This window comes from Yoonia sp. JB2-21 (assembly GCF_055693545.1).
This window is the reverse complement of sequence record NZ_JBVFUC010000001.1, coordinates 2,990,724-3,014,949: the sequence shown is the minus strand read 5'-3', so window position 1 is coordinate 3,014,949 and position 24,226 is coordinate 2,990,724. Positions and strand designations below refer to the sequence as shown.

Sequence of the window (24,226 nt, the reverse complement as noted above, 5' to 3'; positions counted from 1 at the left end):
TTAGTGATCCTCCTCTTTCGTTGGGTCGCTGAGCTTGCCCGCTGTATCCACCACGGTCGAGATGTAGGGCGCAGGTGCGAACAGTTGCGCGGCGATCTTGGTGCTATACCCATGCACCTGACCTGCAAAAACTGTGTGCGCCGCAAGCAACGTGATAAGACCGCCAACCGCAACATAAGACATCATCGCGGGATGTGACTTCACCGGGTCATCATCGCTCGGCGCGACGCTTTGCGCCTTCCAGAACAACACACTGCCCGCGCGGGCAAACCCCACAATGCTGATCAGGCTAGACCCCAGCACAATCGCCCAAATCCAGACCATCAATTCGCTGTCAAAACCGGCATCCAACACCAGCAGTTTCCCTAAGAACCCAGACAGTGGCGGCAGACCTGCCATTGCAATCGCTGCGGCGAAATACAGGCCCGCGGTAAGTGTCGCGCCAGCCACAGGTGCTTGTGGTGTCAGTTCCAGATTGCCACGACCGCAACGCACAATATCCGCGATCAAGAACAACGCAGCCCCGGCCAAGGTCGAATGGATGATATAGTATAGTGCCGCCGCGATCCCCTCGGGCGTGAACAGCGCGATGGACACCATCACCATACCCATCGACCCGATGACGGAAAACGCCACCAGACGGTCCAGTTTCTTGGCCGCCAAAACACCCGTCATCCCGATGGCCAGCGATATCAATGCCGCTGGCAACAACCACGTATTGTGCAAGCCCGACGTTACCGCCAGATCAGGCGGGAAGATCATCGTGTAAACACGGATGATCGCATAGGCGCCAACCTTCGTCATGATCGCAAAGAGGGCCGCAACCGGCGCAGGGGCTTCGGCATAGCTGGAGGGCAGCCAGAAGTGCAGCGGCACGAGCGCCGCTTTGATGGCGAAGACCAGCAGCAGCAAGACGGCAGCAACGCGGATGCCAACGGTTTCCTCTGGGCCAATCAGCGTGACCCGGTTGGCGAGGTCAGCCATGTTGAGCGTACCCGTCTCGGCGTAGATCGCGCCCAGCGCAAACAAAAACAGGGTTGAACCGATGAGGTTGAACAGTACGTATTGCACACCAGCCCGCAGTCTTTCGTTACCGCCTGCGTGGATCATCAGACCGTAGGATGCGATCAAAAGGACTTCAAAAAACACAAACAGGTTAAATAAATCGCCCGTCAGGAACGCCCCAAGGATGCCCATTAATTGAAACTGGAACAGCGCGTGGAAATGCCGCCCGCGATCATCCCAACCAGAGCTGATGGCGTAAACCAGCACACACAGCGCCAGAACAACCGTCAGCAAAACCATCATCGTGGATAGGCGATCACCCACCAACACGATGCCAAAAGGTGCCGCCCAATCCCCCAGCTGATACAACATGATCGTCCCGTCGGACGTCGCCCAAGCAAGCGCGCCGGAAATCACGATCAGGGTCAGAACACCAACAAGCGAAAAGACACGTTGGATACCTATATGGTAACGCGCTGCCAACACAATGAACGGCGCCAACATCGCAGGCAGCACCACGGGGGCAATCAACCAATGGGTCATGATGAACCCTCCGAGCCGTCCGGTCGGTCGTCAACGTGGTCATCATCTGACCCCAAGAACGCGCCAAGGCCGATCATCACGACAACGGCCGTCATACCAAAGGAAATCACAATGGCCGTCAGCACCAAAGCCTGCGGCAGCGGATCAGTATAGGTCGTGACATCGTCGCGCAGCACCGGCGGCGCGCCAACGGTAAGGCGACCCGAGGTGAACAAAAAGACGTTCACGGCATAGGTCAGCAGCGATATGCCCAAAATCACCGGGAAGGTCCGCAGGCGCAGCACCAGGTAGATCCCGGCGGCAGTCATGATGCCAATGGCGGATGCGATCAGAAATTCCATGCTACACACCCTCCTTTTCAAGCTGGTAGGGCAATGGATCGGTCCGTGATGGATCAATATCCATTGGGTGCGGGCTATCAGATGATGAGGCCGTACGCGCCAATCGTGAGAAGCTTTCAAGCGATAGCATCACCGCCCCCACAACCGACAAGAACACACCCAGATCAAAGAGCGCCGCAGTTGCCAGTTCAAACTTTTCAAACGGCGGGATGCGCACATAGGTAAAGTCGGAGGTCAGGAACGGCTTGTCCACGAACCATGACCCAATCCCAGTGAACCCGGCCACCAGAACCCCTGCCCCAATGACCCCGTGATACGGGTATTTTAAACGTGCAGACGTCCAGGAAAAGCCACTCGCCATATACTGCATGACAAAACCAATCGACACGATCAGACCGGCGATGAAACCACCACCGGGTTCATTGTGACCGGCAAGGAAAATGTAGAAGCCAACCATCATCACAACCGGCATCATGCCGCGTGTCAGCACCACCATCATCATCGGGTGCATGTCACCCGCGCGTGGTTGATCGGGCTTACGGTTCAGCAAGCGCGCGCGCACTGGACCGTCCAGCAAAGTCTCGGTCAGGGCGTAAATCAGCAAGGCCGCGATGCTGAGTACGATGATTTCGCCGAAGGTATCAAAGCCGCGAAAATCGACCAAAATGACGTTCACAACATTGGTGCCGCCACCGCCTTTGTAGGAGTTCGCCAGGTGGAACTCAGAAATCGACGCCGCCACGGGATCGCGCAGCATATAGTGATAGGCCAGCGCAAAACTGGCCAAACCACCGGCAATCGCCACACCGGCATCGCGCATGCGCCGCAAAACAGAGCTTTCAATCGGTGTTCGGTTGGGCAGGAAGTTCAAGGCCAGCAGCATCAGGATGATCGTCACCACCTCAACCGTGAACTGGGTCATCGCCAGATCAGGTGCGCTCAGGAAGACGAAACCAATCGACACCATCAGGCCGACAATCCCGATAAGGATCAGTGACAAGAAACGATTGCGATGCAGGAAGACCATGCCGATGCTTGCCGCAACCAACATGCCCCACCCAGAGATCAGAACCGGATCAGCCGTTTGCACGGCATGCGTTGGCGCGCCGATCGTGCCGGTGGTCCACGCATAATACCCGGCCACAACAATCGTGATTGTGCCAATCGCGGCATAGCGCGAGAACGCGCCATTGTGCAGCGGCGGGATCAATACTTGCGCCAAACGCGCGGCGGCTTCCACGATGGCTTCAAAGATGACCTTTGCCTCAGGGCGCGGTGCAATATCCCAAAGTCGCAGCGCCGGACGGAAGATCGCCAGCATGGCCAAACCACCGACAACTGCGATGATCGACATATAAAGTGCAGGCACCAACCCATGCCAGATTTTCAAATGCGCTGACGGCATCTCGGCGGCACCGCCCAACACGGAAGCGGTGACAAGCTTGACGAATGGCTCTGCCAAAAATGGTGCGACGCCAATCACAACAACCGGAATGATCAACAGCGCAGGCGGCAACCAAAGCCCTGCACCGGGATCATGTGGTTTTGCCGGATAGTCATCGCGTACCGGACCAAAGAAGACGTGACTGATCAAACGGAAACAGTAAGCGGCCGAAAACAACGACCCAATCGTTGCCAGCACCGGCACCAGCCAAGGATTATTGAACAGCACCGTATGATTGGCTTCTTCCAGCATCATTTCCTTGGACAGAAAACCATTCAGCAGCGGAATCCCGGCCATGGACAACGCCGCCAGCGACACGATCATAAAGGTAATCGGCATTAAGGTCCTCAAACCACCCAACCGCCGGATGTCGCGGGTATGCGCCTCATGGTCAATGATCCCCGCAGACATAAACAACGCCGCCTTAAAGGTCGCATGGTTGAGGATGTGAAACACCGCAGCCATCGCCCCAAAGGCCGTGCCCGTGCCCAAAAGCATCGTGATCAGGCCTAGATGGCTGACGGTTGAAAACGCCAGCAGCGCCTTAAGATCGTGTTTAAAGAGCGCAATCACCGCACCAACAACCATCGTGATCAAACCCGCCGTCGTGACGATCACGAACCATTCGGTCGTGCCCGACAGAACCGGCCACATACGCGCCATCAGGAAAATACCGGCCTTCACCATCGTGGCAGAGTGCAGATATGCCGACACCGGCGTTGGGGCCGCCATCGCGTGGGGCAACCAGAAATGGAACGGGAACTGCGCGGACTTTGTGAAACAGCCCAGCAGGATCAGTATCAGCGCAGGCACATAAAGCGGATCAGCTTGAATCAACTCGCGGTTCTGCAAAATAACGCTCAGGTCATAGCTGCCCACAATCTGGCCCAGGATCAGCATGCCACCGATCATTGCAAGACCACCCATGCCGGTGACAGTCAGCGCCATACGCGCGCCTTGCCGACCTTCGGGTAGATGTTTCCAAAACCCGATCAGCAGGAAGGACGACAGCGACGTCAATTCCCAGAAAATCAACAAAAGCAGTATGTTATCGCTCATAACGATACCAACCATCGCGCCTTGGAACAGCAGCAAGTAGGTAAAAAACTCGCCCATATGGTCGTCGCGGCTCAGATATTGGCGGGCATAGGCAATGATCAATAGGCCGATGCCAAGGATCAACATCGCAAAGAAAAAGCCCAAGCTGTCCAGCATCAACGTAAAGTTCAGGCCAAGGGCAGGCATCCAATCGACCCGCGCCATCACCACGTCACCGGCCAAAATGGCGGGCAGGTTCGTCAGCAAGCCGATGAAGGCCGCCAATGTCACAGTGAATGTGACCCCAGCGGTCGCCGAACGGCCCGCAGCGTTCATCAACCCTGGCAGCAAAGCCCCAAAGAATGGCAAAGCAACAATAAAGAAGAGAGACACGAGAACTCCTGATCCAATGGCTTGCCTAACTTGCGCAGAAACTCACCGGATTTGCAAAAGGTGAAATACGATTATTGGCACCCTGCGCAGTAACAAAGCTTGCGCAGGTCTGCAATTCAACCGCGCACATCTTTTGGCGATCCCATCACCATATAACTGGTGATGGAACGGACATGCGGCACCGTTCCAAGGATATCGGTGTGGAACGCTTTGTACGCTGGTAGATCCGCCACTTCGACACGCAGCATATATTCAAAGGCCCCTGCCACATTGTGACACTCGGCCACCTCATCGGCCTGCTCCATAGCCTGCTCAAAACCGACTTGTGCAGCTTTGGTATGTTCGGCCAAACCGACCGCCACATAAACCACATAAGCACGGCCCGTCTGTGCGGGATCAAGCCGCGCGCGGTAGCCCTTGATCACACCACTGCGCTCCAATTCCTGCACACGGCGCAGGCAGGCCGACGGCGACAGACCAACGGCATCCGCCAATTGCAGGTTGCTGATACGCCCATCGCGGGACAATGCGCGCAATATCTTGTCGTTGACTGGGTCAATCTTCGTCATGGATTGCAGTAATACAGTAAACTGCACCATTTTAGCAATTTCATTGTGTTCCAGACCGCCTATCATTGCGCAATGACCTATGAAGTCCTCATCGCCCTCATCGGGTTTGCCGTAGCCAGCTCCATCACACCGGGCCCGAACAACCTGATGCTGATGGCGTCAGGTGCCAATTACGGACTGCGGCGCACAGTGCCGCATATGCTGGGGATCTCACTGGGGCATGCGTTCATGGTGACGATGGTGGGGCTCGTGCTGCTGCAAGTGTTCGAAACCTATCCGGTGCTCAACATTGTACTGAAAGTGGTGAGCGCGGCCTACATGCTCTGGCTTGCATGGAAAATCGCCAACGCGGTCCCGCCCGAGGCGAAAGAGGTCACCGGTAAACCCTTCACCTTCCTGCAAGCAGCGGCGTTTCAATGGGTCAATCCAAAGGCATGGTTCATGGCGATCACTGCGATCAGCGCCTATGCACCACAAGAACAAGGCGTGCTGATCGGATCTCTGATGGTGGCTGGGATTTTTGCGACCACCAACCTGCCGTCGATCACGATCTGGGCTTGGATGGGCGTACAAGTACGACGCTGGCTGGGCACGGCCAAGCGGTTGCGGATCTTCAACGTCTCAATGGCGGTGCTGTTGGTCGTCTCACTCTATCCAATGCTGACGCACTGACGGCGAACAATTTTCACGAAAATTGTTACGAGCAAAGATTTTACAAGAAAAATCTCTGCTCCCTAGAAAGGCACATCATCGGCCTTATCGGCACTCACAATGAACCGCGACACCACATGCTTTGAGCCGGCCTTGTCAAACTCAATGACCAGCTTGTCGCCCTCAATCCCCATCACCTCGCCATAGCCGAATTTCTGGTGGAACACCCGCTCGCCTTCCGTAAACGCACTAACCGCATCCATATCAATCGTCATATTGCGCGCCTCAGATGGCATCGACATGCCGCGCTGCTGGCTGCGCGATTGCAGGCGCTTCCAGCCGGGCGAATTATACACATCGGCCTTATGCGCCTTTTCATGCAGGTCAGAGCCCACCACACCTTGCGCCGCCGGCGAGGCCGAGGTCGACATGCCAGCCGCCCCAAAACCTCCGCCATAAAGGCCGGGTGGGGTCAGGACCTCGACATGGTCTTCGGGAAGTTCATCGATGAACCGCGAGGGCATGGCCGATTGCCATTGACCATAAACGCGACGGTTCGCAGCAAAGGAAACCGTGCAAATCTCCTCCGCCCGCGTGATACCGACGTAAGCAAGGCGACGCTCTTCCTCTAAGCCCTTCATCCCGCTTTCATCCATGGAGCGTTGCGACGGAAACAATCCATCTTCCCAGCCGGGCAGGAAGACCGCCGGAAACTCAAGGCCCTTGGCGGCGTGCAGGGTCATGATACTGACCTTCTCGCCCTGCTCTTCCTGCTCATTATCCATGATCAGGCTGACGTGCTCGAGGAAGCCTTGCAGGTTCTCAAAATTCTCCAGCGCTTTGACGAGTTCCTTGAGGTTTTCGAGGCGGCCCGGCGCTTCGGGCGTTTTGTCGTTCTGCCAAAAGCCGGTGTAGCCGCTCTCATCGAGGATCATCTCGGCAAGTTCGACATGGGTATCTGCCTCTGCCCGCACTTGCCCGGCCCAACGATCCAACCCGGCGACCAAGATCGTCAGCTCCTTCAGGCCCTTACCACCTAGCAGTTTACCCTGACACACCAACCGCGCGCCCTCAACCAGCGACACGCCATTGCTGCGTGCAGTGCGCTGGATCGTCTGGACCGCCTTGTCACCCAAACCACGCTTGGGCGTGTTCACAATCCGCTCAAACGCCAGATCATCATCGGGGGAAACGGCCAACCGGAAGTAGGCCATCGCGTCCCTAATCTCCATCCGTTCATAAAAGCGGGGGCCGCCGATGACACGATAAGGCAACCCAATGGTCAGAAAACGATCTTCGAAGGCACGCATCTGGTGGGAAGCGCGCACCAGAATCGCCATATCATCCAGACCCACAGGCGCCATGCCCCGCGTCCCGCGCTGCATCGCCTCTACTTCTTCACCAATCCAGCGCGCCTCTTCCTCGCCGTCCCAATGGCCGATCAGGCGGACCTTTTCGCCGTCATCCCCATTGGTAAACAAAGTTTTGCCCAGCCGCCCCTTATTGGCGGAAATCACGCCAGAGGCTGCGGCCAGGATATGCCCAGTCGAGCGATAGTTTTCTTCCAACCGCACGACGTGCGCGCCCGGAAAATCCTTTTCAAACCGCAGGATATTGCCCACCTCAGCCCCGCGCCATCCATAGATCGACTGATCGTCGTCACCCACGCAGCAGATGTTCTTATGCGAAGCAGCCAGCAGACGCAGCCACATATACTGGGCGACGTTGGTATCCTGATACTCGTCCACCAGAATATAACGGAACCAGCGTTGGTATTGTTGCAGCACGTCTTCGTGCGTTTGGAAGATCGTGACCATATGCAACAGGATATCGCCAAAATCGACAGCATTCAGGTCAAGCAAGCGACGCTGATAGGCGGCATAAAGCTCCGGGCCCTTGTGGTCAAAAGCGCCGCTCTCAGCGACCGGTATCTTATCCGGTGTCAGCGCCTTGTTTTTCCAGCCATCAATAATGCCCGACAGCATGCGCGCAGGCCAACGCTTGTGATCAATGCCAGCCGCTTCGATCAGCTGTTTCATCAGGCGGATTTGGTCGTCGGTATCGAGGATGGTGAAGTTCGATTTCAGACCGACGAGTTCAGCATGACGGCGCAATTGCTTGGCACAAACCGCATGAAAAGTGCCCAACCAAGGCATCCCCTCAACGGCCTCTCCCATTAGTCCGCCAATCCGCGACTTCATCTCGCGCGCGGCTTTGTTGGTAAAGGTCACCGCCAAAATCTCATGCGGACGCGCCGTGCCGGTGGCCAGCAAATGCGTAATCCGTGTGGTCAGCGCTTTGGTCTTACCCGTGCCCGCACCCGCCAACATCAAAACCGGCCCGCTGAGCGTTTCAACCGCCTCGCGTTGTGCTGGGTTCAACCCATCCAGATAAGCTGCACTGGGCCGCGCCATCGCGCGCTGGCTGAGCGGCACAGCCGCCGCTTCGAACGCATCATCTTCGGTAAATCCACTCATCCCTCACACATAGCGCCAACCGCCCCGCGTGAAAAGCCTTGTTCTACTTCCGTTCTATTCTTCTCATGTTCCCAAAATACCTCCGCCGGAGGCTTCGAAGGATTGCCAAGCACGCAGCACTCGCAATAGCGTGCACCGCATGACCCTGCACAGCCGTTATCCCGCCATCGCTGATCTGAAAGCCCGCGCGCGCCGCCGCATCCCGCATTTCGTCTGGGAATACCTTGATAGCGCCACCGGGGTAGAGGCGACGCAAAAACGCAACCGCGATCAGTTGGATCGCGTGCTGCTGAACCCATCCATCCTGCATGGCGAATTCACACCCGATCTGTCGGCAACGCTGCTGGATCAAACGCATCCGCTGCCCATCGGCATCGCCCCGGTTGGCATGTCTGGCCTAATCTGGCCCGGTGCAGAACAAATGCTGGCGCGCACGGCTGCAACCCAAAACATTCCCTTCACCCTGTCCACGGTGGCCAGCCAATTGCCAGAGGATGTGGGGCCCCATGCTGGCGCGCACGCGTGGTTCCAACTTTATCCCCCGCGTGATCCGGGTATTCGCGATGACATTCTGAAACGGGCCAAGGACAGCGGCTTTCATACCCTTGTACTAACCGTCGATGTCCCCGTCGCATCACGCCGTGAAAGGCAAACACGGGGCGGTCTGACCCAGCCGCCAAAGCTAACCCCGCGACTGGCATTACAGGCGGCGCAATGCCCCGCGTGGCTGAATGGCATCCGCAAAACCGGCATGCCTCGCCTGCGTCTGATGGAAAGCTATTCTGACGTCAAAGGCACGCTGCCCTCGAACGAACACGTCGGATACCTGCTGCGCACCTCACCCGATTGGGAATATTTCAAATCGCTCCGCGATGTTTGGGACGGCTCCCTGATCGTCAAAGGCGTGGGCAACCCCGATGACGCCGCGCGCCTGACCGATGAAGGTGCCGACGCGATCTGGGTCAGCAACCATGCCGGTCGCCAGTTTGACGGGGGACCAGCGACCATCGAAACGCTGCCCTTGGTGCGCGCCGCCACGCACCTGCCGATCATTTTCGACAGCGGCATTGAGGGTGGGCTTGATATCTTGCGCGCCTTGGCCTTGGGGGCCGATTTTGTCATGCTGGGCCGTGCATTTCACTACGGATTGGCCGCGTTGGGGGAACCAGGGGCGGCACATGTGCTGGATATTCTGCGGCAGGATATGATCAGCAATATGGGGCAGTTGGGCACCAAAACGCTCAAAGAATTGGCAAATCGCCTGCGATCTACCCAGTAATCGTTATAGACGTCACATCATTTGCCCCTTACGAATGCTGCAACTGCGAAGGGGACTGCCATGACTGACTTTAAAAAAATCCTGATTGCCAACCGGGGCGAGATTGCGATCCGCATCATGCGCGCGGCCAACGAGATGGGCAAGAAAACGGTCGCGGTCTTTGCCGAGGAAGACAAACTGGGCCTGCACCGCTTCAAGGCGGATGAGGCGTACCGGATTGGTGAGGATCTGGGCCCGGTTGCCGCCTATCTGTCAATTGACGAGATTATCCGCGTCGCCAAAATGTCCGGTGCTGATGCGATCCACCCCGGCTATGGCCTGCTGTCCGAAAACCCCGATTTTGTCGATGCTTGTGCCGCCAACGGCATCACCTTCATCGGTCCCAAAGCGCAGACCATGCGCCAGTTGGGCGACAAAGCCAGCGCGCGCCGCGTCGCGATTGAGGCTGGCGTGCCTGTGATCCCAGCCACAGAAGTTCTGGGCGATGACATGAAAGCGATCAAGAAAGAGGCGGCCGAGGTTGGCTATCCGCTGATGCTGAAAGCCTCTTGGGGCGGCGGCGGTCGCGGCATGCGCCCGATCATGTCTGAGGATGAGCTGGAAGAAAAAGTTCTTGAAGGCCGTCGCGAGGCTGAAGCCGCCTTTGGTAACGGCGAGGGCTATCTGGAAAAGATGATCATGCGCGCCCGCCACGTTGAGGTGCAAATCCTCGGCGATAGCCACGGCCAGATTTATCACCTGTGGGAACGCGATTGTTCCGTCCAACGCCGCAACCAAAAAGTCGTGGAACGCGCCCCGGCCCCTTATCTGTCGGGCACGCAACGCGAACAGCTTTGCAATTTGGGCAAGAAAATCTGCCAGCACGTGAACTATGAATGCGCAGGCACCGTCGAATTCCTAATGGATATGGACAGCGGTGAATTCTACTTCATCGAAGTAAACCCGCGCGTACAGGTGGAGCATACGGTGACTGAAGAAGTCACCGGCATCGACATCGTCCGCGCCCAGATACTTATCGCTGAGGGCAAGTCGTTAGTCGAGGCAACGGGCTGCGCGTCGCAGTATGACGTAAAACTCGATGGTCACGCCCTACAATGCCGGGTCACAACTGAGGATCCGCAGAACAACTTTATCCCCGACTATGGCCGCATCCAGATGTACCGCTCTGCCACCGGCCCCGGCATCCGTCTGGATGGCGGCACCGCCTATTCCGGCGCTGTGATCACCCGCTACTACGACAGCTTGCTGACCAAGGTCACCGCCCGCGCACCCACGCCTGAGATGGCGATTGCCCGCATGGACCGCGCCCTGCGCGAATTCCGTATTCGTGGCGTTTCCACCAACATTGCTTTCGTGGAAAACCTGCTGAAACATCCGGTCTTCCTGACCAACGAATACCACACCAAATTCATTGATGAGACACCGGACCTGTTCAACTTTACCAAACGCCGTGATCGGGCCACGAAAATCCTGACCTACATCGCGGATATCACCGTGAACGGGCACCCCGAAACAGCGGGCCGCCCACGTCCTGCCGCAGACGTGAAACCACCGCGTCCGCCAGTGAAGCCAACGACCGACGTGACCCCCGGCACCCGCAACATTCTGGACCAATTCGGGCCGGAGGCCGTGGCCGACTGGATGCGCGACCAAAAGCAGTTGTTGATCACCGACACGACAATGCGCGACGGGCACCAATCGCTGCTCGCCACGCGAATGCGTTCGATAGATATGATCAACGCGGCACCCGCCTATGCCGCCAATATGCATCAGCTGTTCAGCGTGGAATGCTGGGGTGGTGCGACCTTTGATGTCGCCTACCGCTTCTTGCAAGAATGCCCATGGCAGCGCCTGCGCGATATCCGCGAAAAAATGCCCAATATCATGACGCAAATGCTGCTGCGCGCCTCCAACGGAGTGGGCTACACCAACTACCCTGACAACGTGGTCCAAAGCTTTGTGGCACAGGCAGCGACGTCTGGCGTTGATGTGTTCCGCGTCTTTGACAGCCTGAACTGGGTCGAAAACATGCGCGTCGCGATGGACGCAGTGATCAAGGCCGAAAAGGTCTGCGAAGGCACAATCTGCTACACGGGCGATCTGATGGATCCGAACCGATCCAAGTACGACTTGAAATACTATGTGGGAATGGCGAAAGAACTGGAAGCCGCTGGTGCACATGTGCTGGGCCTCAAAGACATGGCGGGGCTAATGAAGCCCGCCGCTGCAACTTCGCTGGTCAAGGCCCTGAAAGAAGAAACAAATCTTCCGATCCACTTCCACACGCATGACACGTCTGGCGCTGCAATTGCGACAGTATTGGCGGCCTCTGCGGCTGGTGTTGACTGCGTGGATGGCGCGATGGATGCATTGTCAGGCAACACCTCTCAGCCGACGCTGGGCTCTATCGTTGAGGCCTTGCGCGGTGACGAACGTGACACCGGGCTTGATATTGCGGCGATCCGCGAAATCAGCAACTACTTTGAACAGGTCCGCGGCCACTATACAGCGTTCGAGAGCGGGTTGCAGGCCCCAGCATCCGAAGTCTATCTGCACGAAATGCCCGGTGGGCAATTCACGAACCTCAAGGCGCAAGCACGGTCTCTGGGACTGGAAGAACGCTGGCACGAGGTCGCCCAAACTTATGCGGATGTGAACCAGATGTTTGGCGATATCGTGAAGGTGACACCATCGTCCAAGGTCGTGGGCGACATGGCGTTGATGATGGTGAGCCAGAACCTGACCCGCGCGCAGGTCGAAGACCCGACCGTTGATGTTGTCTTCCCCGACAGCGTTGTGGAAATGCTGCACGGTGATCTGGGTCAGCCGCCCGGTGGCTGGCCAAAAGCAATCCAGAAAAAGGTATTGAAGGGCGGCAAGCCGATCACGGATCGCCCGGGCAAGTCGCTTAAACCCGTTGACATGGAAAAAACCCGCGCTGACTTGTCCGCGCAACTTGATGGCAAGACCGTCGACGATGAAGACCTGAATGGCTATCTGATGTATCCCAAGGTCTTCCTTGATTACATGGGACGGCACCGGACCTATGGCCCGGTCCGCACGCTGCCGACGCGCACGTTCTTTTATGGGATGGAACCCGGCGAAGAGATCGTGGCCGAAATTGACCCCGGCAAGACACTGGAAATCCGCCTGCAGGCTGTGGCGGACATGAACGAAGATGGCGAGGTCAAAGTTTTCTTTGAACTCAATGGTCAACCGCGCACAATTCGTGTGATGAACCGACTGGCTGCGGCGGAAAAAATCTCGCGCCCCAAGGCTGAGGATGGCAATGCCAACCACATCGGCGCGCCGATGCCGGGGGTTGTGGCCACGGTTGCAGCAATTGCCGGCAAAGAGGTCAAGGAGGGTGATCTTTTGCTAACGATCGAGGCGATGAAGATGGAAACCGGTATCCATGCCGAACGTGATGCGGTCGTAAAGGCTGTGCATGTGCAGGCAGGTGGCCAGATCGACGCCAAGGACCTGCTGGTCGAGTTGGAGTAGAATGCAATGTCAAAGCTTACCATCTTAGCTTCTATCGCTTTTCTAGCGTTCGGCGCACCCATCTGGGCCGACGGTGATCCGGTCTTCAACTTCTCGAAAGACGATCCGCGCATGAACGCCGCGATCGCCGAAGCCCGTGGCACGCTGGATACATTCCTCGAAAACACCCTGGCCGATGGGCAATCCGGGCCACAAACGATGCTCAAGGTCAGCATGCCAGCGTCAAATGGTAATGAGATTATCTGGATCACCCCATTCGCCCAAACCGCTGCAAACGAATGGATCGGCGTATTGGCAAATCAGCCTCAATTTATGGAAGGGGTAAACGCTGGCGACACTGTCACATTCGATAGCAAGCAAATCGCTGATTGGGCCGTGTTTGCGAGCGATGGTGTGATGTACGGCGGCTATACGATCCGCGAAATGGTGGCGAGTGGCGCAGTCACGCCCGATATGGTTCCTGAGATGTCGGACGATCCTGTTCCCGCAACGTGGTAGTGCAGCGGCAGCTTGCCTTCATCAGCCTGCTGGTGCCCGACTACGACGCAGGGATCGCTTTTTTCGTTGATCAACTTGGCTTTGTGTTGCTGGAAAACACGGATCTTGGCAATGGCAAGCGCTGGGTCCGTGTGGCCCCTGCGGGCGCACAAACAGGTTTTCTGTTGGCATGTGCGGTTGGCCCCAAACAAGAATCTGCGATCGGCAATCAGGGTGGCGGGCGCGTCTGGCTGTTCTTGCAGACCGATAATTTCGACAAGGACTACGAGCTGATGACGGCAAAAGGCGTAGAGTTTGAAGAAGCCCCGCGCGATGAACCTTATGGTCAGGTCGCAGTATTTCGTGATCCTTTTGGGAACAGGTGGGACTTGATCCAGTTCAAAGGTTAGGCGGCATGCAGAAATTGCTCTTTCTCAGCGACCCGCATCTGCGTGATTCCGGCAAAAAAATCATTGGCCTGGACCCTTCTGCGCGCCTGTCGCAAGTCCTAAAGGCCGCCTTGACAGCCCATCCCGATGCCAAGGCCCTCATCTTGCTTGGTGATCTCACACATGAAGGGTCACCCGACGCATATCGCGCATTGCACCGCATCTTGGCCGATGTCGCGATCCCGGTCATCCCGATGATGGGCAACCACGACATCCGTGCGGTCTTTCTCAACCAATTCCCCGACGCCCCTCAAACGCCGGCCGGGCATATTCAGCAGTGGCGCGATATCGGGCAGCACCGGCTGATTATATTGGATTCGCTGGATGGGCCGCCCCATCCCGCCGGGCATCATGCGGGTTTCTTGTGCGCGGAGCGGCTCACCTTCCTCGATGACGCATTGACCGGTCGAGACGGACGCCATGCGATTGTTTGCATTCACCATCCACCGTTTTTGACCGGTGTCGTTGGTATGGATAAAATCAGCCTGCGCAATGGGGCCGATGTGCTGGATCTGCTCGCGCGCCATGGCAACTTGCATCTGATCTGCGGGCATTTGCACCAAACCATTAGCGGCAATGCACGCGGGATTCCGTGGACCGTCTTCAAAAGCACCTGCCACCAGGGGGTTGTGACGCTGACCAAGGACAATACTAGCCTGTCATCAGATGAGGCGGGCAGTTACGGATTGGCGCTGCTGGCCCACGATGGGTTGATCCTTCACAGCGTTGACGTTGAAACCGGCGCGCAGGTCTTTGGCGACTATGGCGATTAAGTACCGGCTCAAGTTTCGGCTCCCAACAAAAACAAAAATTCTTGCGATTTATGTCTTGCAGAACCGCCAAACTCTTTATAGATCAGCGCAACGAAGCGGTTGCGGGCGTAGCTCAGGGGTAGAGCGAAACCTTGCCAAGGTTTAGGTCGTGAGTTCGAATCTCATCGCCCGCTCCATTTCGAAGCTTAAAAACAAAGAACCACAGCATTTGCTGTGGTTCTTTGTTTTTGGGGCACAGCGTTTGCCGCAACGGTTACCCCACTTTTGCAGCGACAACGCGATCCGCCTGCAAGAAATGCGGCAAAGGGTGCTTTCGAAATAGTGCTGCAACTTCAGCGCTCACAGTGTCATCTGTCGTGTCCAGAAGCATGCGTCGCTCAATCTCGGCCAACGCGGGTGCCGCAATGGCAACATCGGCGTAAGTTGGCATATCGTCATCAATGACCTCTGCGGGCGTGGTCATATCCGATGGGGTCAAGATCAGTGGCGCAGCTTCAACGCTGGCTGCCTCTTCCGCCTGATCAATCGCGGCATTTTCAGCCACCCGCGCCGCGGCAGCGTCGACATTGCTGACCGCTGACAAGGCAAGTTGGCCCAACAGGTTTGCCGGTGTTTCCCCACCAACCAGCGCATAAAGCGACGGAATCAAGTCATAAAGGTCATCGGTCTCTTCCCGTGGCCGATCAGTCAGCAATATGGCACTCAGGTAAGGGTTTTTCCGCTCACCTGAGAGCGCGAGAGAATGGGTCAGCTGCCCCTCTACCCGCTCATCCAGAACAAGCAGGTCAATTGTATCAATGCGGATCAGTGCATGCGCCACCGCAAGTGTATCAACTGACAGAATTTGGAACCCTTTGTCAGTAAGTTCACGGGCGACAGCGACAGATGCCTGAGCATCGTGACGTAGAATGAGGGCTTTCATCGGATTCTCCTGATCATTGGCAACTGACGTCACCATAAGAATCGAACCATTAAATTTTGCTGAAAAGTCACAACAGTTTTTGGGTGGGCTTGGCCCCTGCCTTCGTTCCGCCTATAGAGCGGGTGCACTATCAAAGGACGCGCACATGCGGACAGCGACGATCACACGGGCCACCGCCGAGACTGATATCACCGTCACCATCAACCTTGATGGTACCGGTAGCTATGACAACCAAACCGGTGTTGGTTTCTTTGACCACATGCTGGATCAGCTGTCGCGCCATGCTTTGATTGACATGACAGTCCGCGCCAAGGGTGATCTGCACATTGATGATCACCACACGGTCGAGGATGTGGGTATCGCACTGGGTCAGGCTTTGACCGAGGCTTTGGGCGACAAGCGCGGTATTCGCCGCTATGGCAGTTGCCACCTGGCGATGGATGATGCGCAGGTACGCTGTGCGTTGGACCTATCGGCGCGCCCTTACCTGATCTGCAATCTGGATCTGCCCTTTGGCAAGATTGGCACCTTTGACACCGAACTGGTGCGCGAATTCTTTCAGGCGCTTAGCACACATGGCGGTATTACTTTGCACATCGACAAGCTGCACGGCTTCAACGCCCACCACATCGCTGAGGCGGCGTTCAAGGCTGTGGCGCGCGCGCTGCGTGAAGCGCTTGAAACCGACCCGCGCAAGGCGGACGCCATCCCATCGACCAAAGGCAGCCTATGACCACAGCACTTGTCGACTACGACAGCGGCAACCTGCATTCCGCACAAAAGGCGTTTGAGCGGATGGCGGCGGACGTCGGGGCCGGCCCCATTGTTGTGACCTCCGACCCTGACATCTTGGCCAAGGCTGACCGTATTGTCCTGCCCGGTGACGGCGCTTTCCCGCATTGCCGGGCCGAACTGTTTGCCCGCACTGCATTGGCAGAGGCGATTGTCGAGGCCGTCACGATCCGCGCGCGCCCCTTCTTTGGTATTTGCGTCGGCATGCAGATGATGGCCACGACAGGCCATGAGTATGAGGAAACCCCCGGCTTTGATTGGGTCTCAGGCGATATCCGCAAAATTGCGCCCGCTGATCCGCGCCTGAAGGTCCCTCATATGGGCTGGAACGATCTGGTCATCGACAATCCCCACCCTGTGCTGGACGGGATTGCGACAGGCGATCACGCCTATTTCGTGCATTCCTACGCGATGGATGTGACCAACCCGGCTGAGCGTTTGGCCCATGTGGACTATGCCGGTGATGTGACCGCCATTATCGGACGCGACACAATGATCGGCACACAGTTCCACCCAGAAAAAAGTCAGGCCGCCGGTTTGCGAATGATCGGCAATTTTTTGCGTTGGACCCCTTAAGGCACCAACCAGTTGATATTGCATAGCAATGCGCGTCAAACGACTGTCAGCCGTGGGTCAACCACCCGTCGGCAGATCGTCGGACTCCATGGGCCTGTCTGGAAAGACATCCTTAACGATGGTTCTATGTCGCCAAGGTAAACGACCCGTCACCGCGCCGTACAAGAGCGCCCGAACGAGAGCAGAACCCATGTTGAACCGTCGCCATTTCATGATCATCGCCGCCAGCGGGCTGGCCGCATGCGGCAATCGCCGTCGCGATACGCCAAGTGTCAGCCGCGCGGCGGACATCCCGCTTTACCCTAACGAAACACCGGAACTTCGTACGCTCATCAACAAATATGCTGGGGTGCACGGCATTCCGGTGACCCTGTTGCACCGCGTTATCATCCGCGAAAGCACGCATAATCCGGCGGCGCGCAACGGTCCCTACTATGGCCTGATGCAGATCCTGCCCGAAACGGCACGCACGATGGGCTATCGCGGATCACCCGAAGGGTTGCTCGATGCCGAAACAAACCTGATCTACGCAGGCCGCTATCTGCGCGGCGCATGGCTGATATCCGACGGCGACGAGCAAACGGCCGTCAACTGGTATGCGCGCGGCTACTACTACGAGGCCAAGCGACGCGGGATGCTTGTGGAAACAGGATTGCGGTCAGGGTAAACAACGGGCAGAGCCGCAGAGCTAACACCTGTCCAAGTTCATTTCAGTTGTCGCACGTCAAGCCGGATAGCTTTATACTCATCGCGCTGCACCTCGGCGCTTGCAATCCGTTTTCCGGTCTCAGTATGTTGCGCCAACTTTGATGCATCCGGAGGATGAGTTTTGCACCCATATTTGTCCGGAGGCCTGTTGTTGATCACGCTATCTATGACGTCACCTGCACTGGCCCAGTCCTGTTCAACGCTGTGTACCAGCGCATTTTGGGACAGCGCGTCGCAAGACGATATCAAATCCGCCATTCTGGACACAGATATCAACGCGCGGGATGAATATGGCGATACGGCACTTAATCATGCAATATTTATGGGCCGTCTGGATGGGGTCGTGGCGCTGCTCGCAGCTGAGGCGAACGTGAACTACGCCAGCGAGAACGGGCAAACCGCACTCATGTGGGCAACTGACGATGACCATGCTGATATCGTTGCTGCGTTGATAGATGCAGGCGCGGACCTTAATCAGACGAACAGAACCGGACAGTCGGCACTGATGATGGCGCTTGACAACAGGACGCCTGATATTGCCATTGCGTTGCTAAACGCAGGCGCGGATCCGAATGCGAAAAATGATGACGGATGGACACCGCTTACCTTCTCGGTTCTGGAACAGGACCTGGGCAGCATAACGGCGTTGATCGAGGCCGGGGCCGACATCAATGCGCCTGGGCCCGATAACGAACCCACACTCATATTGTCTGCACGTCATGGTGGGATTGAAGCAACAAGACTACTGCTTGACGCAGGGGCCGATGTGGATGCGCAAGATGCCAAAAGCAAAACCGCGCTTTTGGAAGCAACCTTTGACAACAATCTGGACGTCATGGCGGCGTTGCTCGACGCTAGGGCAGATGTGAACCACAAGGACGACAATGACCAATCCGCGCTTATGGTTGCGGCACAATGGGGCAGCCCTGAGGCTGTCCGGATGCTGCTATCAGCGGGGGCGGATATCGATCACAGAGATGTTCTCGGACTGACACCGCTCTCTTTGGCCGTGATGGGCGGCAAAACAGAGAGTTTCCAGGCACTGATGGCGTTGGGCGCAGATATTCATACGCCAGACTCATTTGGCAGGACCCCACTTATGCTGGCCGCAGCGATGGGAAGCACGGATATCCTTATGGCACTTTTGGATGCGAACGCTGATGCAAGTGCACGCGACAACAATGGGCGGACGGCACTGCAACAAGCGATGGAACTGGGCAACCTGGACGCACCTGAAGCAATCGCGCGGTTGCGCGCGGCTGAGGCAGAATGATGTCGGCGACACGCTCAGAAACGATCGTGGGCTTTGATGTCCGCACAGGACAGGCCGAGGCCCATTTCGCAAAAGCAGGCCTTTAAATATGGCTGGGTATCAGTCAATATGAACTGAAACCCAGGCTCAAAAAAGGGCCTGCCCCTCGGGGCAGGCGCTGTCTTTTGACTGCCGTCGCGCCTACTGCACGCGCACCCAAGTCCCGCCGTCACGGCAGATACCAAATACGCAGCCGGATACGGACAACTGATCGCCCGTCAGGCGCAGGCGCGAACTATACGTCTTGTCGCGATCGGGTGAGTAGACCTTACCGCTATATTCGCCGCCACCACTTGCCACCGTTTCCGAGATAATCTGGCGTCCGATGTTATCGGTCTGCAACGGCGCACCACTGGCGTCAAACGATCGCACCAATGTCCCGCAAAGGGCCGCACCACATGGGGCAACCTGAATATGCCCAAAGTTGCCGTTATCGTCCTGGGCTGTCTGCCACAGCCCTTCTAGCGGGTCGGCGATGGCAGTGCTGGCCAGCGCCATCAGCGCGGCGGCTGTCATTACGATTTTCTTCATACTCAATTCCTCCCTGAGTTCTGGGGCAATCATGCCCTCGCCCCCGCCGCCCGATCAAGTAAGACGTTGGGTCAAAGCCGTGCGTTGCAATCCGGTAAAGGCCATGCATAAACGCAGCCAAACAGACAAAAGGTAATCAAAAATGATCCTCTACCCCGCGATTGACCTCAAAGACGGTAATGCAGTCCGGCTCGTGAATGGGGACATGGATCAGACCACCGTCTTTAATGACGATCCGGCGGCACAGGCCAAAGAATTCGTCGCCGCGGGCTGTGAGTGGTTGCACCTTGTTGATCTGAACGGCGCATTTGCGGGCGAACCCGTCAACGCCGCCCCGGTCGAGGCGATCCTTAAGGCCTGTCCTGTACCTGCCCAACTGGGCGGCGGTATCCGCGATATGGCGACGATAGAACGCTGGCTGGACAAAGGGTTGGCGCGGGTGATCCTTGGCACTGTTGCGGTGGAAAATCCCGGTCTGGTGCGGGACGCCGCCAAAACCTTCCCCGGCAAGGTCGCCGTCGGACTTGATGCGCGCAACGGGCGTGTGGCCACACGGGGATGGGCGGAAGAAACGAACGTGATGGTCACCGATCTTGCCAAATCGTTCGAGGACGCAGGGATAGCCGCCATCATCTATACGGACATCCTGCGCGATGGTGCGATGAAGGGGCCGAACATTGATGCGACCGCTGATCTGGCCCGTGCGGTGGATATCCCGGTGATTGCCTCGGGTGGTGTGTCGTCGATGGCGGATTTGACCGCGTTAAAGGCGACAGGCGCGATTTCCGGCGCGATCTCTGGCCGTGCGCTTTATGACGGGGCGATTGATCTGCAACAGGCTTTGGCACATCTGAAAGGATAGAACATGGTGCAGGTCAGAAAAACCGCACTCCCGGAAGTGAGCGCGCTACATGACCGTCGCGTACCGGGTGACTTTCTGGATTGCTACAGTGTTCCCTCTGCCATGAACCCGCGCGATGCGGCCAACGTCATCACAACCTTCCCCGGCTGGGCGAAGGGCTTACTGATCATCCGCCGGGTGGTCACTGCCCCCTTTGGGCTTGATAATGACGGGCCGGACGTGGCTGATAAGGTTGGTATTTTCCCGGTTGAGACGGAGACCGATCACGAACTGATCGCAGGTTTCGACGACAAGCACCTGAACTTTCGGGTGTCTGTACTGGCGCATGCAGGCCACGTCAGTCTGGCGACATGGGTCAATCCACACAATATGGGCGGCAAGATCTACCTTGCCGCCATCATGCCGTTTCATATCGCGATTGCGCGCAACGCTTTGGCGCGCGTGGGCCGCGCTTAGTTCGCGCTCATTGCTTTGTCAGTGAGCATGTTAAGCGCGCCGTTCACCTTACCAACGACGTCGGCGTCCGCCGCAATATCAAGACCTGCAAACAGATCCTCTGCCGGGGTCCACGTCATTTGCGTGTTCCCGTCCGCGTCTTCATAGGCCAACACACGCAGCGGCAGCACGAGACCTGCGCGCAAATCGTCTTCCATCGCCAAAGTACCCAAGGCCGGGTTGCCAAAGATCAGCAAGGTCGCGTCAGGAATTTCTTTGCCAACGCTTGCGGCTCCTGCGGCGTGATCGACGCGGGCAAAGACCGTGGCGCCTGCGCCATTCACGGCGGCTTCGAGCCCGTCAATTGTTTCAGCAACAGAGAGTGGTGAGGATTTCATCATATTTTCAGCCCAAAGTGGTGCAGCGCAAAGCCCAATCAGGGCGGCAGTGAGTGAGATTTTCATGGTATTGCTCCCGTTTTCCAGTGGCCTGACTAAGCCGGAGTTCATCACGCGACACCACCCTGCCCCTTCCCATTTCACGCAATTGTGCATAGAGAACGGACTATGTTGAAGACCCGTATCATACCCTGCCTTGATGTCGCCGAAGGGCGCGTGGTCAAAGGCGTGAATTTCGTCGATCTGGTTGATGCTGGCGATCCTGTTGATGCCGCGATCGCCTACAATGCCGCCGGCGCGGACGAGCTTTGCTTTCTCGATATCATGGCCACGGAAGAAAACCGCAGCACGATGTTTGATCTGGCCACCCGCACGGCAGAGCAATGCTTTATGCCGCTGACCATTGGTGGCGGTGTGCGCAGCCACCATGATGTGCGCGATTTGCTTTTGGCGGGTGCTGACAAGGTCAGTTTCAACTCTGCAGCCGTGGCCAACCCCGATGTCGTGGCCGAGGCCGCGATGCGCTTTGGTTCACAGTGTATTGTGGTGGCAATTGACGCCAAAACAGTGTCCCCCGGCAAATGGGAGATTTTTACACATGGTGGACGGCGCGCGACGGGCATTGATGCCGTAGAATTTGCCGAGACCGTTGTTGAAAAAGGGGCTGGGGAAATCCTGCTGACCTCGATGGACCGCGACGGCACGAAGGCGGGTTTCAACCTGCCTTTGACACGGGCGATCTCAGATGCTGTCAACGTGCCTGTGATCGCATCGGGTGGCGTGGGCACCTTGGACCACCTTGTCGAAGGCGTGACCGCAGGTGGTGCGTCAGCCGTGCTGGCTGCATCGATCTTTCACTTTGGCACCCATACAATTGGCGAAGCCAAGGCCCATATGGCCGCCGCCGGCATTCCAGTGAGGCTGACATGACCCTGCAAGATCTTGCCGATATCATCGCCGCAAGAAAAAATGCTGATCCTGCCAGCAGCTGGACCGCACAATTGCTGGCCAAGGGCCCGGAAAAATGCGCCGAAAAATTCGGTGAAGAGGCTATTGAGGCCGTCATAGAGGCCGTGAAGGGGGACAAGGACGCGCTGACATCAGAGGCGGCTGATGTTTTGTATCATTTGCTGGTGATGCTGGCCGCGTCCGATGTGCCGCTTGCCGATGTTATGGCAAAACTTGCGGCGCGTCAGAGTACATCCGGGATTGCCGAGAAATCATCACGCGGCACCTGAAGTCTAAGCGCGACTGCGTGAAACCCAATCAAGTATCTTTGACGATCGCGCCTCTTGCTGACGGGCTAATTCCGCCTCCTGCGCCTGTGCGATCATGCGTGCTTCTTCTGCAATACGGGTTTCTTCGGCCTGACGTGCAGCCTCGGCTGCGGCGCGCGCTTCTTCGCGGCGACGCGCGGCCACTTCAGCGGTCTCTCGGTTGAACTCATCGACCCATTCGGGCCGGAACACATCACTTTTTGCAGGCCGCGGTGCCCTTGGCATCGCCTCTGTTGCGGCAGCGGCAAGTGGCGTGCTGCGCACATGATGGTTGGTCTCAGCGATCAATTCGCTCAGGGTTTTGCTCAATCCCTTTGGTTCAGGGATATTGACTGTTTTGACTTTCTTGCTTTCCTGCTCGATCAGGCTCAGCCATTCGTCAGCAGTTTGGATGCGATCCTTGGGAGGCACGGACATCGCTTTGTCAATCGCATCCAAAAAGCTGGGTTCGTATTGCGGGAAACGCCCCGCAAGCGGGACGTAAGGATCACCATTGTTGTTGGTCAGCTCAGCCACACGGGTCTGGCTATCAGGTGGCGCCTGTCCCGAGATCAGGTGATACATCGTCGCGCCCAGCGCATAAAGGTCACTATACGGTCCCTGCTTGCTTCCGGCGACATAAAACTCATGCGGAGAGTAGCCATCCTTGACTACCAACATGGTCGATACATTGTTGGTTTTCTTGCTTGCATCTTCGCGCGCGGCACCAAAATCGATCAAGGCTGGGCTGCCCCACTTGTCGATCAGAATGTTGTCAGGTGAGATATCACGGTGCAACAGATCGTTGCGATGCACCAGACCGATTGCGTCCAGCAGTTTCACCATCACATCGCGAATTTGATCGGGGCTCAGAAGGTCATTCTCATCGTCGATCAGGTCCATCAGATCGCGCCCGTCAAACAGATCCAGCACCATATATGCCGTGCTATTCTGCTCAAACGCCTGATGCACGGTGACGATATTGGGGTGGCGCAGCTTTGCGACGCTGCGCGCCTCGCGCATGAACATATCGACAATGTGGCGATACTGACGCTCGTGGGTGTGCGAGTTCACCGTGACGTTTTCGCCAAACCGAACACAAATCGACTCAGGAAAGCATTCCTTGATTACGACGGCACGCTCAAGAAAGCTGTCTTTGGCGATGTATGTAATACCAAAGCCGCCCGCCCCGATCTGACGGTCAATCGTAAACTTGCCATCAAGCAGGACCGATCCGGCGGGCAATGCCTGCCCTTCGTATTCATAAGTCTGTGAAGTATCGATAATACGGGTCTCTTGCATCTGTTGTCCTAAGGTTCAACGCAACAATGGGAAAACGAACACTCTTAAGAGGAACTTGATTATAGGTAGATCACAGGGGGCCAAGTCAACGAATAAGCGATTGCAATTTAATGCTTTTTCAATCTTTTTGCATGGAAATCAGCGAAATCAGGGCCAAAATTAACGCCACGTGAATAGCCGGACAGACTT

General features: G+C 56.9%; 23 protein-coding genes and 1 tRNA gene. 15 read left to right on the top strand and 9 right to left on the bottom strand.

Annotated elements, in window-relative coordinates:
- The 4 genes from ACZ1G5_RS15310 to ACZ1G5_RS15295 form a co-directional block, all read right to left on the bottom strand.
- Positions 1-1,548 carry a monovalent cation/H+ antiporter subunit D gene (locus tag ACZ1G5_RS15310; RefSeq protein ID WP_472733659.1) on the bottom strand — a complete coding sequence of 516 codons (1,548 nt, stop codon included), beginning with the start codon at positions 1,546-1,548 and terminating at the stop codon, positions 1-3.
- Complete coding sequence (locus tag ACZ1G5_RS15305; protein ID WP_472733658.1) at positions 1,545-1,889, bottom strand: Na+/H+ antiporter subunit C; 345 nt, start codon at positions 1,887-1,889, stop codon at positions 1,545-1,547. The genes ACZ1G5_RS15310 and ACZ1G5_RS15305 overlap by 4 nt, the downstream gene beginning before the upstream one ends.
- A gap of 1 nt (position 1,890) precedes the next feature.
- Positions 1,891-4,764, bottom strand: coding sequence for a monovalent cation/H+ antiporter subunit A (locus tag ACZ1G5_RS15300; RefSeq protein WP_472733657.1), 2,874 nt, complete (start codon positions 4,762-4,764; stop codon positions 1,891-1,893).
- A gap of 116 nt (positions 4,765-4,880) precedes the next feature.
- A complete protein-coding gene (locus ACZ1G5_RS15295; RefSeq protein WP_472733656.1) occupies positions 4,881-5,333 on the bottom strand; it encodes an Lrp/AsnC family transcriptional regulator in 453 nt (150 codons plus the stop codon).
- 72 nt (positions 5,334-5,405) lie between these two features.
- Between ACZ1G5_RS15295 and ACZ1G5_RS15290 the strand changes: the two genes are divergently transcribed.
- Entirely contained in the window at positions 5,406-6,005 is a 600-nt protein-coding gene (locus ACZ1G5_RS15290) for a LysE family translocator (RefSeq protein ID WP_472733655.1), read from the top strand.
- Between the two features lie 62 nt (positions 6,006-6,067).
- Here ACZ1G5_RS15290 and ACZ1G5_RS15285 read toward each other — a convergent pair whose 3' ends face one another.
- Positions 6,068-8,461, bottom strand: coding sequence for an ATP-dependent helicase (locus ACZ1G5_RS15285; RefSeq protein ID WP_472733654.1), 2,394 nt, complete (start codon positions 8,459-8,461; stop codon positions 6,068-6,070).
- Positions 8,462-8,600: 139 nt separating this feature from the next.
- Here ACZ1G5_RS15285 and ACZ1G5_RS15280 point away from each other — a divergent pair, with 139 nt between their 5' ends.
- The 6 genes from ACZ1G5_RS15280 (at position 8,601) to ACZ1G5_RS15255 (ending at position 15,119) form a co-directional block, all read left to right on the top strand.
- Positions 8,601-9,740, top strand: a complete 1,140-nt coding sequence (locus ACZ1G5_RS15280; RefSeq protein WP_472733653.1) for an alpha-hydroxy acid oxidase — start codon at positions 8,601-8,603, stop codon at positions 9,738-9,740.
- 60 nt (positions 9,741-9,800) lie between these two features.
- Positions 9,801-13,244, top strand: a complete 3,444-nt coding sequence (locus ACZ1G5_RS15275) for a pyruvate carboxylase (RefSeq protein ID WP_472733652.1) — start codon at positions 9,801-9,803, stop codon at positions 13,242-13,244.
- 6 nt (positions 13,245-13,250) lie between these two features.
- Positions 13,251-13,742, top strand: a complete 492-nt coding sequence (locus ACZ1G5_RS15270) for a DUF2314 domain-containing protein (protein WP_472733651.1) — start codon at positions 13,251-13,253, stop codon at positions 13,740-13,742.
- On the top strand, positions 13,742-14,131 hold the full coding sequence (locus tag ACZ1G5_RS15265; RefSeq protein ID WP_472733650.1) for a VOC family protein: 390 nt from the start codon (positions 13,742-13,744) through the stop codon (positions 14,129-14,131). Before ACZ1G5_RS15270 ends, ACZ1G5_RS15265 begins: the two co-directional genes overlap by 1 nt.
- A gap of 5 nt (positions 14,132-14,136) precedes the next feature.
- Complete coding sequence (locus ACZ1G5_RS15260; protein ID WP_472733649.1) at positions 14,137-14,943, top strand: metallophosphoesterase; 807 nt, start codon at positions 14,137-14,139, stop codon at positions 14,941-14,943.
- A gap of 101 nt (positions 14,944-15,044) precedes the next feature.
- A tRNA-Gly gene (locus ACZ1G5_RS15255) sits at positions 15,045-15,119 on the top strand.
- 77 nt (positions 15,120-15,196) lie between these two features.
- Here ACZ1G5_RS15255 and ACZ1G5_RS15250 read toward each other — a convergent pair.
- Entirely contained in the window at positions 15,197-15,865 is a 669-nt protein-coding gene (locus ACZ1G5_RS15250) for an imidazoleglycerol-phosphate dehydratase (RefSeq protein ID WP_472733648.1), read from the bottom strand.
- A gap of 145 nt (positions 15,866-16,010) precedes the next feature.
- Here ACZ1G5_RS15250 and hisB point away from each other — a divergent pair, with 145 nt between their 5' ends.
- From hisB to ACZ1G5_RS15230, 4 genes are all read left to right on the top strand, one after another.
- Entirely contained in the window at positions 16,011-16,598 is a 588-nt protein-coding gene (gene hisB, locus ACZ1G5_RS15245; protein ID WP_472733647.1) for an imidazoleglycerol-phosphate dehydratase HisB, read from the top strand.
- Positions 16,595-17,233, top strand: coding sequence for an imidazole glycerol phosphate synthase subunit HisH (gene hisH, locus ACZ1G5_RS15240; RefSeq protein ID WP_472733646.1), 639 nt, complete (start codon positions 16,595-16,597; stop codon positions 17,231-17,233). Before hisB ends, hisH begins: the two co-directional genes overlap by 4 nt.
- 190 nt (positions 17,234-17,423) lie before the next feature.
- On the top strand, positions 17,424-17,900 hold the full coding sequence (locus tag ACZ1G5_RS15235) for a transglycosylase SLT domain-containing protein (RefSeq protein WP_472733645.1): 477 nt from the start codon (positions 17,424-17,426) through the stop codon (positions 17,898-17,900).
- 207 nt (positions 17,901-18,107) lie between these two features.
- Positions 18,108-19,214 carry an ankyrin repeat domain-containing protein gene (locus ACZ1G5_RS15230; protein ID WP_472733644.1) on the top strand — a complete coding sequence of 369 codons (1,107 nt, stop codon included), beginning with the start codon at positions 18,108-18,110 and terminating at the stop codon, positions 19,212-19,214.
- Between the two features lie 180 nt (positions 19,215-19,394).
- On the opposite strand, the gene ACZ1G5_RS15225 is transcribed toward ACZ1G5_RS15230, so the two are convergent.
- Positions 19,395-19,784 carry a DUF2147 domain-containing protein gene (locus tag ACZ1G5_RS15225; protein ID WP_472733643.1) on the bottom strand — a complete coding sequence of 130 codons (390 nt, stop codon included), beginning with the start codon at positions 19,782-19,784 and terminating at the stop codon, positions 19,395-19,397.
- A 142-nt stretch (positions 19,785-19,926) separates the two neighbouring features.
- Between ACZ1G5_RS15225 and hisA the strand changes: the two genes are divergently transcribed.
- Together hisA and ACZ1G5_RS15215 are read left to right on the top strand one after the other, a co-directional pair.
- Positions 19,927-20,646, top strand: coding sequence for a 1-(5-phosphoribosyl)-5-[(5-phosphoribosylamino)methylideneamino]imidazole-4-carboxamide isomerase (gene hisA, locus ACZ1G5_RS15220; RefSeq protein WP_472733642.1), 720 nt, complete (start codon positions 19,927-19,929; stop codon positions 20,644-20,646).
- A gap of 3 nt (positions 20,647-20,649) precedes the next feature.
- The gene (locus ACZ1G5_RS15215; protein WP_472733641.1) at positions 20,650-21,102 is read left to right on the top strand and encodes a DUF2867 domain-containing protein; all 453 of its coding nucleotides are present in this window, start codon (positions 20,650-20,652) and stop codon (positions 21,100-21,102) included.
- On the opposite strand, the gene ACZ1G5_RS15210 is transcribed toward ACZ1G5_RS15215, so the two are convergent.
- Positions 21,099-21,545 carry a DUF302 domain-containing protein gene (locus ACZ1G5_RS15210; RefSeq protein WP_472733640.1) on the bottom strand — a complete coding sequence of 149 codons (447 nt, stop codon included), beginning with the start codon at positions 21,543-21,545 and terminating at the stop codon, positions 21,099-21,101. The genes ACZ1G5_RS15215 and ACZ1G5_RS15210 overlap by 4 nt on opposite strands.
- Before the next feature lie 102 nt (positions 21,546-21,647).
- On the opposite strand from ACZ1G5_RS15210, the gene hisF reads away from it, so the two are divergent.
- Positions 21,648-22,409: an imidazole glycerol phosphate synthase subunit HisF gene (hisF, locus tag ACZ1G5_RS15205; protein ID WP_472733639.1), complete on the top strand. Its 762-nt coding sequence runs from the start codon at positions 21,648-21,650 to the stop codon at positions 22,407-22,409.
- Positions 22,406-22,717, top strand: a complete 312-nt coding sequence (locus tag ACZ1G5_RS15200; RefSeq protein WP_472733638.1) for a phosphoribosyl-ATP diphosphatase — start codon at positions 22,406-22,408, stop codon at positions 22,715-22,717. The genes hisF and ACZ1G5_RS15200 overlap by 4 nt, the downstream gene beginning before the upstream one ends.
- Before the next feature lie 3 nt (positions 22,718-22,720).
- Here ACZ1G5_RS15200 and ACZ1G5_RS15195 read toward each other — a convergent pair whose 3' ends face one another.
- A complete protein-coding gene (locus ACZ1G5_RS15195) occupies positions 22,721-24,037 on the bottom strand; it encodes a serine/threonine protein kinase (RefSeq protein WP_472733637.1) in 1,317 nt (438 codons plus the stop codon).
- Positions 24,038-24,226: the final 189 nt, after the last annotated feature.

Coding starts and splice junctions, on each gene's coding strand:
- ACZ1G5_RS15310 (WP_472733659.1), bottom strand. CDS start 1,548: ATGACCCATTGGTTGATTGCCCCCGTGGTGCTGCCTGCGATGTTGGCG.
- ACZ1G5_RS15230 (WP_472733644.1), top strand. CDS start 18,108: ATGACGTCACCTGCACTGGCCCAGTCCTGTTCAACGCTGTGTACCAGC.
- hisA (WP_472733642.1), top strand. CDS start 19,927: ATGATCCTCTACCCCGCGATTGACCTCAAAGACGGTAATGCAGTCCGG.
- ACZ1G5_RS15260 (WP_472733649.1), top strand. CDS start 14,137: ATGCAGAAATTGCTCTTTCTCAGCGACCCGCATCTGCGTGATTCCGGC.
- ACZ1G5_RS15280 (WP_472733653.1), top strand. CDS start 8,601: ATGACCCTGCACAGCCGTTATCCCGCCATCGCTGATCTGAAAGCCCGC.
- ACZ1G5_RS15210 (WP_472733640.1), bottom strand. CDS start 21,545: ATGAAAATCTCACTCACTGCCGCCCTGATTGGGCTTTGCGCTGCACCA.
- ACZ1G5_RS15270 (WP_472733651.1), top strand. CDS start 13,251: ATGTCAAAGCTTACCATCTTAGCTTCTATCGCTTTTCTAGCGTTCGGC.
- ACZ1G5_RS15295 (WP_472733656.1), bottom strand. CDS start 5,333: ATGACGAAGATTGACCCAGTCAACGACAAGATATTGCGCGCATTGTCC.
- ACZ1G5_RS15195 (WP_472733637.1), bottom strand. CDS start 24,037: ATGCAAGAGACCCGTATTATCGATACTTCACAGACTTATGAATACGAA.
- ACZ1G5_RS15285 (WP_472733654.1), bottom strand. CDS start 8,461: ATGAGTGGATTTACCGAAGATGATGCGTTCGAAGCGGCGGCTGTGCCG.
- hisF (WP_472733639.1), top strand. CDS start 21,648: ATGTTGAAGACCCGTATCATACCCTGCCTTGATGTCGCCGAAGGGCGC.
- hisH (WP_472733646.1), top strand. CDS start 16,595: ATGACCACAGCACTTGTCGACTACGACAGCGGCAACCTGCATTCCGCA.
- ACZ1G5_RS15290 (WP_472733655.1), top strand. CDS start 5,406: ATGACCTATGAAGTCCTCATCGCCCTCATCGGGTTTGCCGTAGCCAGC.
- ACZ1G5_RS15225 (WP_472733643.1), bottom strand. CDS start 19,784: ATGAAGAAAATCGTAATGACAGCCGCCGCGCTGATGGCGCTGGCCAGC.
- ACZ1G5_RS15250 (WP_472733648.1), bottom strand. CDS start 15,865: ATGAAAGCCCTCATTCTACGTCACGATGCTCAGGCATCTGTCGCTGTC.
- ACZ1G5_RS15200 (WP_472733638.1), top strand. CDS start 22,406: ATGACCCTGCAAGATCTTGCCGATATCATCGCCGCAAGAAAAAATGCT.
- hisB (WP_472733647.1), top strand. CDS start 16,011: ATGCGGACAGCGACGATCACACGGGCCACCGCCGAGACTGATATCACC.
- ACZ1G5_RS15275 (WP_472733652.1), top strand. CDS start 9,801: ATGACTGACTTTAAAAAAATCCTGATTGCCAACCGGGGCGAGATTGCG.
- ACZ1G5_RS15305 (WP_472733658.1), bottom strand. CDS start 1,889: ATGGAATTTCTGATCGCATCCGCCATTGGCATCATGACTGCCGCCGGG.
- ACZ1G5_RS15215 (WP_472733641.1), top strand. CDS start 20,650: ATGGTGCAGGTCAGAAAAACCGCACTCCCGGAAGTGAGCGCGCTACAT.
- ACZ1G5_RS15235 (WP_472733645.1), top strand. CDS start 17,424: ATGTTGAACCGTCGCCATTTCATGATCATCGCCGCCAGCGGGCTGGCC.